This is a genomic window from Moritella sp., assembly GCF_033791185.1.
In the GTDB taxonomy this organism is placed as follows: Bacteria; Pseudomonadota; Gammaproteobacteria; order Enterobacterales; family Moritellaceae; genus Moritella.
In genome coordinates this window covers 1-7,708 of record NZ_JASJHF010000281.1, presented here as the reverse complement: position 1 = coordinate 7,708, position 7,708 = coordinate 1, and the positions used below count along the sequence as shown (strand labels likewise).

The window sequence follows — 7,708 nt, the reverse complement described above, 5'->3', positions numbered from 1 at the left end:
AATACTAATCCTGCCCGGGTGGCACCATAAGCAACAATTGGAAATTGAGTAATGCTGGGTAATTGAATTGCAATCTTATCACCAGGTTTTAGTTCGGTGTGGTTTTGTAAATAAGCTGCAAACGCGGCAGAAAGCGTATCGATTTCTTTAAAGGTAAGGGTTTTACCTAAGCAAGTATAAGCTGGCTTATCAGCAAATCTTTCACATGTGTGTTGTATCAAATCAGCAATACAATTGAGTCCATTCAATTCGATTTTTTCTACAGCGGCATTCGATAACATATAATTCGTCCTATCTATTAAATTGTGTTGTGAATATAAAGTGATGCCTAGTTAGTTGTGCTATGCAGCATCGCTGATACAAGCGGTTATTCAACCTAAAATTTTTTGAACAACAAATTCAAACATACGTATGATTTATTATATTAGCGTTAAATTTATGGATTTCAGCGATCAAGTCGTTATTTTTGATAACCCGTTTAACTGGTCGGTTTAGTCTGCTGGTAATTTAAATATCAGTTGAATAGCAGATTGAACTATTAGCAGCTAGTCTTTTGTATATCATTTCAATTTAATTAAAACAGTCTTGGTTCATAATACTTTTTGGTGAGGTTTTCATGGTTAAACTTAAGATCAAAATAATGCTTATAGTGCTTTTGGTATATCCATTTAATAGTTTTGCGAAGCAACAAATCGGTTTCTTTTTGGGTAAGCCTATGTCTGGTTTTCAGTATCAGCGCGATGATTTGCGATTTTCTTTAGGGGCAAAAGATTTTGGTTTTGCGTTTGATAAGACATTTAGTGTTGCTGCATTATTGGACAAACCTAAATTGGCACCTTTGTATGCTTATTTGGGAGCTCAACTTGTCGACCACAATAAGCATAAGGTGGCGGTGCGTTCTGGAGTCGGATTTCAGCTGCCTTTTGAGAAAATTATATTTTATGCTGAGCTTGGCCCTAGTTTGTATGTTGTGGAAGATGTGGATTTAAAATTAGAAGCGAGTTTAGGCATCAAAATAGGATTTTAACCATACTCGCTCCAGAGCTGTTTATCACTGTTGCCTGTTTTAATGGGATTGTTATTACGACGGTTATTACAGGTCGAGATACATCAATATTGGAATGAGAAGAATATTTAACATGACAAAATAACTGGCTACGGTAAATATTTTTTTGACCTTATTGCAGCGATAAATAAAGTACTCGTCAAAATGTTGTAAATGTTCATTACGGTGAATGTAATGGAATAGCTGCATCTGCTTTGAATAATTACCTTCAGTTTTAAAAAATACTCGTCCATTGACGCGTTGATAAAGTAACGGGTCTATATCTCTCATACGATAGAGCAGGCAGCGTAACGACGATACTGCTCGTGCAACATTAATTAGAGTAATAATTGAAAACGCGATAAAAATAAGATCACTATTATTCATACTTTCCCCTCAGTGAGCGCTTCACGGTGCTTGTTAGTTTCATTTTCCTTATTATTATTAGTGTAATATATATTTTTATTTTCGGTATGTTATAGAGGATAAAAGCTAATTATTTATATTATGAAACGATAATTTAACACCTTGTAAACACATTACAAAAACTAATCTGAAATCAACTGAAAATGTACTGAATAGACTTGATTTTTTACTTGCCTAACTCGCTGCCCAGGATTATTATTCCGCCTGAAATGCAGAGTAAGATATTGCGTATATGGATTTATCCTGTCTCCAATCTTTTCATTATCAATCCAACTAGGGTTTATCTCTAATAATTGCGGTCTTTAGTCTTAAATACCGATTTATATTCATATACTATTGTGAGGGTATGGTTGTGCTACAACAATCGTCTTCTGCCAACATGGCAAAATTACTATTTCTAATTATTACGCTGACCGCTGTAGGGCAAATGACACAAACGATGTATGTGCCATCGATTGCGGCGATGGCCAGCGACTTTGCTGTTCAGCCAACGTATTTACAAGCGGTTATGGCTGCTTACTTGATCCCTTATGGCTTATCACAGTTTATTTATGGGCCATTATCTGATCGCATTGGTCGACGTCCGGTGATCATCTCGGGGATGTTGATTTTTTTACTTGGTACGTTAGGCGCATTGTTTGCTTCGTCTTTTGAATTGTTTTTATTGGCGAGTTTTATTCAAGGTTCTGGCACTGGCTGTGCGGGAGCAATGTCGCGAACGGTCACTCGTGATTGCTATGACGGTGCTTCACTGCACAGAGCAAATAGCTTAGTGAGCATGGGCGTGATCTTTTCACCATTACTGGCACCAGTAGTCGGTGGTTATCTGTCGATGGCATTTGATTGGCATGCAAGTTATGTATTTTTACTGGTTTTTGGTGCACTGGTTACATTAGCAATGTTTACCATGTTTGATGAAACGCTGCCTAAAGAAAATCGCCGTAATGAACGCGTTTGGAACAGTTATAGTTATGTTTTGAGTAACCGTCAATTTCAAGGTTATGTATTTTGTTTGATCGCGACATTTGCGGGTATTGCGGTGTTTGAAGCGGCAGCGGGTGTATTACTTGGCAGTGTGTTAAAACTCGATCCAACAACCGTTAGTTGGTTGTTTGTATTACCATTGCCTGGATATTTATTGGGCGCGTGGTTATCAGCAACCTTATCGGTGCGTATCGGTCAACGCCATTTGTTTAATATCGGCATGGCGACCTTAATTATTGGTGCGTTGGTTATTGTTATTCCGGGTATGGCTGGATTGGTCACTGTGGTGTCATTGATTGGTGGTGGGTTTATTTCGTTTATTGGTGCTGGCATTATATTCCCAGCAGCTACAACAGCGGCAATTCAACCTTTCCCTCATCATGCTGGGACAGCGGGTGCTATTTTAGGTGGTATGCAAAATTTAGGCGCCGGTCTTGCGACATTAGCTGCATCTTTAATGGGCGCGAAAGATCAGTTTAACCTTGGTTCGGTTATGCTGGTAGCTGCGCTATTGGTCGTAATAAGCATACTTTGGGTACGTCGTCGCTACGCAAATGATGCGGCAATGAAACCTAGCTTGTAAATGGATTAAGCGGGAACTGAGATGTTCCCGTTTAAATCAATGGTCGTGTTCTCGGTAATGAGGATCGGTCCAGCAGCGAGGCAGTTCTTCGCCTGATAGAAAAAGCAAATCCGATTTCTTAAATGGTTCGGGGTCTTGCTGCTCTTCACCAACCTGATAACGACCTAATACAGTATCATGAAATAAATTAGTCAGATCATCTTGTCCTATTACTTCGATCATGTCGTTATTGCTTCTATGTTTAAAAAACATAATTCGCTCCACTCATTAGCTGTTTTGTACTAGTAAAGTATAGCTTGCAGTGATTTTTATTGGTGCTTGTTAATCTTCGATGTCCAATTAACGTCTTTCACACGAGGTGCAGCCACGACAAGCGGAGCGTGTGTTACTGCTGTTATCTAAGCGCCCGCGTTGTATCTTGCAGTAAGCATTCTTCAAGCAGCGACGATAATCAAACCAATCTTGTGGCTTTGTTAATATCACATAACCATTAAAGCGTTTTAGCAAGTCGCCTTGCCATTCATGAATAGAACCGCTGTCAAAACCAATCTCAAAGAAATTTAATAACTCCGAGATATTGGTTAATTGCTTTAATTGATCGTTAATGTTGATACTTATCACCTTGATTTTATTACATTTAAGCGGTTTGTAAATCAGCAAGCCATTGCAATTCGAAATCCTTCATCCGTAAGTGTTTACGTGAGCTTTCATGGGCTTGTTTATGTTGTTCAGAGGTAAATGGACCTGCTTGGCAATAATGACAGCAATCATCAGCTAGTACTGGTGGCTGGACGAGCTGCAAGCTAAGCGCCTGAGTCAGTTGTGATGCAGGACGCGGACTCCAAACATAAGTAATACCTTTGGTGTCTTTGACGTGCTTATCTCGATCGACATTACGAATACGATATCCCGGAAAATTGCTAATGTCGAAATTCATTTCACCCAAGTAATTTATCCCGGTATTGAGTATCAATGAATGTTCAATATTCCATTCAGAATAAGGTTTTACATCCTTACTGGTGATGTAACACAGCTGTGGACCTGCTGGGTCGAGTAACTGCTCGCTGGCATTAATTAAAAATTGGCGTAACAGGCGACGGTTAAGGGTGTTAATACCAATACCAGCACATTTTTCATTAAACTCTGTTTTAGACGTAAAACCTGGCACCAATGGGAATTGGAAAATGACCAAGTCAAAGCTATGGCGACTTATTTCAGACCATGTTGTTGGTTTGGTAATATCAAATCCGGTTAATACTTGGCAGTTGTTAGCGATTAACTTTAGATAAAAATCATCACCATACTTATCTTGTAGGGTAACAAGGGGATCATAGATCGTCGCTGTTAATTGCTTTGGCGCATGGTGTTGCAGCAAGGCGTTAGAAAATGATAAATCACCATCGCCAATCGTTAGGATGCGCCAGTTGGGAGCAATATACATGGTCAAAAACACTCATTCATACTATAGAACAAAATATTATACGGCAGCGCTTCGAAAAATTCACTTCTACAATGCTATTATCGTTATTATTTCTATACTTAGATTAACTCTCTTGCTAAAGGTATAGCAATGAAACATATCGCAATTGTGGTTCCTGAATTCCCAATCGCCGCTGAAAAATTTGTTGTAACAGAAGTGTGCGCATTAGCGAAAGCGGGGCATAAAGTGACCGTATTTTGTTTTATTAAACGTGAATCAGCAGTCACCTTACCCAGCAGTGTCAATGTTATTGATGTCAACCTTGCGTCAAATAAGCAAGTATCGGCATTCGTTGCCAAGCGGCCATTGGCAATGACTAAAGCCTTGCATTGCGCTCAGCATCAACATGCCATTTCAACTCGATTATTACTGATTTATGGCTCGAAACTCGCTTATCTTGCTAATAAGCATCACTGTGACCATTTCCACTGTCATTTTATGCATTGCAGTTTAGCGTACACTCTGGTTGCTGCTCGCTGGCTTGATATTACCACTTCGAGCGTGGGTCATGGACATGACATATACGCAAATAATGATGATATGCGATTTAAATTAGCCGCGTGTGATTTTAATATTGCGGAGTGCCAAGACATGGTCGAAAAATTTCAACAGTTGGGGGATAAACATCCATTGCTGCTGCACAGTGGCGTAGATATATCATGCTTTCCCGCCCATCCGGCACCAGCGCATAACCAATTAGAACTGTTGTTTTTCGGCCACCTAGTTGAAAAAAAAGGAGTTGCCTACGCGTTAGAAGCGCTGGCACTGATTGCCGAAAATCAGCGGCCTCATCTTGATATTGTTGGTCAAGGCCCTTCACAGGAACAGCTCTATCATTTGATCAAAAAACTCAAACTACAAACCTTTGTACGCTTACTCGGGTATCGATCGCCGCATTGGATCGCTGAAAAAGGCGCTAATTATGATGGTTTTGTGGCGCCGTTTTGTGTCACGGCTGATGGTGAGAGTGATACTGGTCCTATGGTATTAAAAGAAGCGATGGCAATGGGGTTACCGGTGATAACGAGTGATGTGATGGGCTGTCGTGAAATTGTCACAGAAGAGACTGGCTATGTCGTCGCCTCCAAAGATGTCATGGCTTTAAAGCTAGCAATAGAAGCTTTTACTCACTGTCAAAATAATGTCCGGGAGCAAATGCGGGTCCTTGCAAGGCAGCGTGTTGAACTATGTTTTAATGCCCAAGTGCAAGCACATCGATTATCCCATTTAATTGAAGAGGTAAGTGTTAAATGAATAGCCTAAGAGAGATGCTTATTTATGCGCTGGGTATCTTTGTATTAAAAGGTTTGGGTTTTGTGATGATGCCGATTGTCACTCGGATGTTAACGCAGGTTGACTATGGTGAGCTTAATTTTTTAGTCAGTATTGCCTCTATGATGAGCTTATTTTTGACGTTAGGTTTAGGGGATATATTATTTCGGTTTGCGAGCAGTCAGGATAAAGAAGACAACGATGCTGTTATGCGCCAATGCTTTAGGTTATCACTATTGTGTTCGATGCTGTTCCTTGCGCTTGCGTTGCCTTTAAGCGGGTTGATCATGACGTGGTTACCGGTGAGTTTACGCTTATTTGACCTGCAATTATTACTGATTAGCTTATCTCTCTCATCATTACTTACCGTGCCGTATTGCTATTTTAGAATGACGCATCGCGCAGTGCCTTTTATGGTATTTTCTGTGGCACAAGGTGGATTACAAACCCTACTGTCGATTGGTTTACTGTTATCGGGTTATGGTGTCACCGGGATGATGCTATCGAGTGCGATTAGTAGTTCTGCTATTGCGGTTGCAGTGTTAATTTATTTCCGCGTCCATCTGCAAGGACGGCGCGCCAGTTTTTCTTTAGAGCACTACCGTTATATCGCTTTTATTGTTTGTTCGGGACTTTTTGTATATTGCCTTAATGGCGCTGAAAACTGGTTGGTCGTGATCCATTTAGGTAAGCAACAATTAGCCATTTTTTTTGCTGCGGGGCAATTTGGATTAATGATATCGGTGGCCTTTGAACCATTTCGAATGTGGTGGTACGCAAGGCGTTTTCAGGTACACGAAACAGATCCTGAGTTGGGGGCTAAATATGCGGTACTCGGTGTGCAAATTGGCATGTTGTTGGCTGGGAGTATGCTGTTTATGGCGCCGATTATGATGGACATTATGCTGCCCGAAAGTTACCGAGACAGTATCAGTCTGATCCCTTGGATGTGCTTGATTATGGCGCTACGTTTTCACTCCGAGTTATTGAATATTGGTTGTTTTTTGAAACAGAGTGCCAGGTGGACATCGTTTATTGATGGTATTTGTGCGCTGCACTTACTCATTGTTGGTTATTGGGCAATTGGTGAGCATGGCCTGACTGGTTTGTTGGCGACCATGGTGCTAACGGTTTTGATCCGCGGCATACTCTTCTATGTGATCAGTCAGCGTTTGGTTTACTTACCTTATTGTAAATCCTACTTAGTTATATCTTGGGCAATTTTTATCATTCTATTGAGTATCAATATTAGCAAAGTGACTGGCTATCGTTTAATTGAGTTCATTATACTGTCGATAAATACCTTGTTATTACTGTATTTTTATCGAAATCTGTGGCGTGGTTTACAATTTTCAGCATGGCGGCGCTACATTTCACACTAATCTTTAATTAGTCACTAAAATTAAAGATTAAACATAAGTACTTAGGATAGCGATGACAAGGAGTCATTACATGGGGTTTACTGCGTTATTAGTCGAAGATAGTGCCTCTATTGGTGCCATTTACAGTGTTTATTTACATAACGAAGGCGCGAGTGTTACGCATGTGCAATCAGGGCGAGAGGCATTGCTTGAACTCACTCGTTGGCAACCTGATTTATTGATTTTAGATATTCAGCTACCTGATATGTCAGGCATGGATATTTTAATGACAGTGCAGCAACACCATCCCGATATTAGTACGATTATGATCACTGCCCATGCATCTATCGATCTTGCTGTTGATGCGATGCGAGCGGGTGCATTTGATTTTCTCGTTAAACCTTTTGATGCCAAACGCCTGTCGATTACAGTACGTAATGCTCTGAAGCAACGTGAGTTAATTAACTTGGTTGCTAATTATGAAAGTAGTTTACCTAAACATAATTACCAAGGCTTTATTGGTGAGTCGCTGGCGATGCAGGCGGTGTATAAGACCA

The 7,708-nt window shown here is 40.3% G+C and carries 10 protein-coding genes; 5 read left to right on the top strand and 5 right to left on the bottom strand.

Going from position 1 to position 7,708, the window contains the following annotated elements; translation table 11 throughout:
* Positions 1-281, bottom strand: a 281-nt coding sequence (locus tag QNK26_RS15910) for an AMP-binding protein (RefSeq protein ID WP_319224863.1), incomplete at its 3' end; no start/stop codon positions are given.
* 335 nt (positions 282-616) lie between these two features.
* Between QNK26_RS15910 and QNK26_RS15905 the strand changes: the two genes are divergently transcribed.
* Positions 617-1,027: a hypothetical protein gene (locus tag QNK26_RS15905; protein WP_319224861.1), complete on the top strand. Its 411-nt coding sequence runs from the start codon at positions 617-619 to the stop codon at positions 1,025-1,027.
* A 66-nt stretch (positions 1,028-1,093) separates the two neighbouring features.
* On the opposite strand, the gene QNK26_RS15900 is transcribed toward QNK26_RS15905, so the two are convergent.
* A complete protein-coding gene (locus tag QNK26_RS15900) occupies positions 1,094-1,432 on the bottom strand; it encodes a universal stress protein UspB (protein WP_319224859.1) in 339 nt (112 codons plus the stop codon).
* Positions 1,433-1,817: 385 nt separating this feature from the next.
* On the opposite strand from QNK26_RS15900, the gene emrD reads away from it, so the two are divergent.
* On the top strand, positions 1,818-3,038 hold the full coding sequence (emrD, locus tag QNK26_RS15895; protein ID WP_319224858.1) for a multidrug efflux MFS transporter EmrD: 1,221 nt from the start codon (positions 1,818-1,820) through the stop codon (positions 3,036-3,038).
* A 36-nt stretch (positions 3,039-3,074) separates the two neighbouring features.
* Here emrD and QNK26_RS15890 read toward each other — a convergent pair whose 3' ends face one another.
* From QNK26_RS15890 to QNK26_RS15880, 3 genes are all read right to left on the bottom strand, one after another.
* Complete coding sequence (locus tag QNK26_RS15890) at positions 3,075-3,290, bottom strand: acetyltransferase (RefSeq protein ID WP_319224857.1); 216 nt, start codon at positions 3,288-3,290, stop codon at positions 3,075-3,077.
* 87 nt (positions 3,291-3,377) lie between these two features.
* Positions 3,378-3,659 (bottom strand): nitrogen fixation protein NifW, encoded by a 282-nt coding sequence (locus QNK26_RS15885; protein WP_319224854.1) that lies wholly within the window; start codon positions 3,657-3,659, stop codon positions 3,378-3,380.
* A gap of 16 nt (positions 3,660-3,675) precedes the next feature.
* On the bottom strand, positions 3,676-4,479 hold the full coding sequence (locus tag QNK26_RS15880) for a class I SAM-dependent methyltransferase (RefSeq protein ID WP_319224853.1): 804 nt from the start codon (positions 4,477-4,479) through the stop codon (positions 3,676-3,678).
* A gap of 129 nt (positions 4,480-4,608) precedes the next feature.
* On the opposite strand from QNK26_RS15880, the gene QNK26_RS15875 reads away from it, so the two are divergent.
* The 3 genes from QNK26_RS15875 to QNK26_RS15865 form a co-directional block, all read left to right on the top strand.
* Positions 4,609-5,772, top strand: coding sequence for a glycosyltransferase (locus QNK26_RS15875; RefSeq protein ID WP_319224852.1), 1,164 nt, complete (start codon positions 4,609-4,611; stop codon positions 5,770-5,772).
* A complete protein-coding gene (locus QNK26_RS15870) occupies positions 5,769-7,172 on the top strand; it encodes a lipopolysaccharide biosynthesis protein (RefSeq protein WP_319224851.1) in 1,404 nt (467 codons plus the stop codon). The genes QNK26_RS15875 and QNK26_RS15870 overlap by 4 nt, the downstream gene beginning before the upstream one ends.
* 70 nt (positions 7,173-7,242) lie before the next feature.
* Positions 7,243-7,708: response regulator (locus tag QNK26_RS15865; RefSeq protein ID WP_319224850.1), on the top strand; the 466-nt coding region annotated here is incomplete at its 3' end.

Bases quoted from the DNA above. Each gene is read 5' to 3' on its own strand.
- QNK26_RS15870 (WP_319224851.1), top strand. From the start codon at position 5,769: ATGAATAGCCTAAGAGAGATGCTTATTTATGCGCTGGGTATCTTTGTA.
- QNK26_RS15875 (WP_319224852.1), top strand. From the start codon at position 4,609: ATGAAACATATCGCAATTGTGGTTCCTGAATTCCCAATCGCCGCTGAA.
- QNK26_RS15900 (WP_319224859.1), bottom strand. From the start codon at position 1,432: ATGAATAATAGTGATCTTATTTTTATCGCGTTTTCAATTATTACTCTA.
- QNK26_RS15890 (WP_319224857.1), bottom strand. From the start codon at position 3,290: ATGTTTTTTAAACATAGAAGCAATAACGACATGATCGAAGTAATAGGA.
- emrD (WP_319224858.1), top strand. From the start codon at position 1,818: ATGGTTGTGCTACAACAATCGTCTTCTGCCAACATGGCAAAATTACTA.
- QNK26_RS15905 (WP_319224861.1), top strand. From the start codon at position 617: ATGGTTAAACTTAAGATCAAAATAATGCTTATAGTGCTTTTGGTATAT.
- QNK26_RS15880 (WP_319224853.1), bottom strand. From the start codon at position 4,479: ATGTATATTGCTCCCAACTGGCGCATCCTAACGATTGGCGATGGTGAT.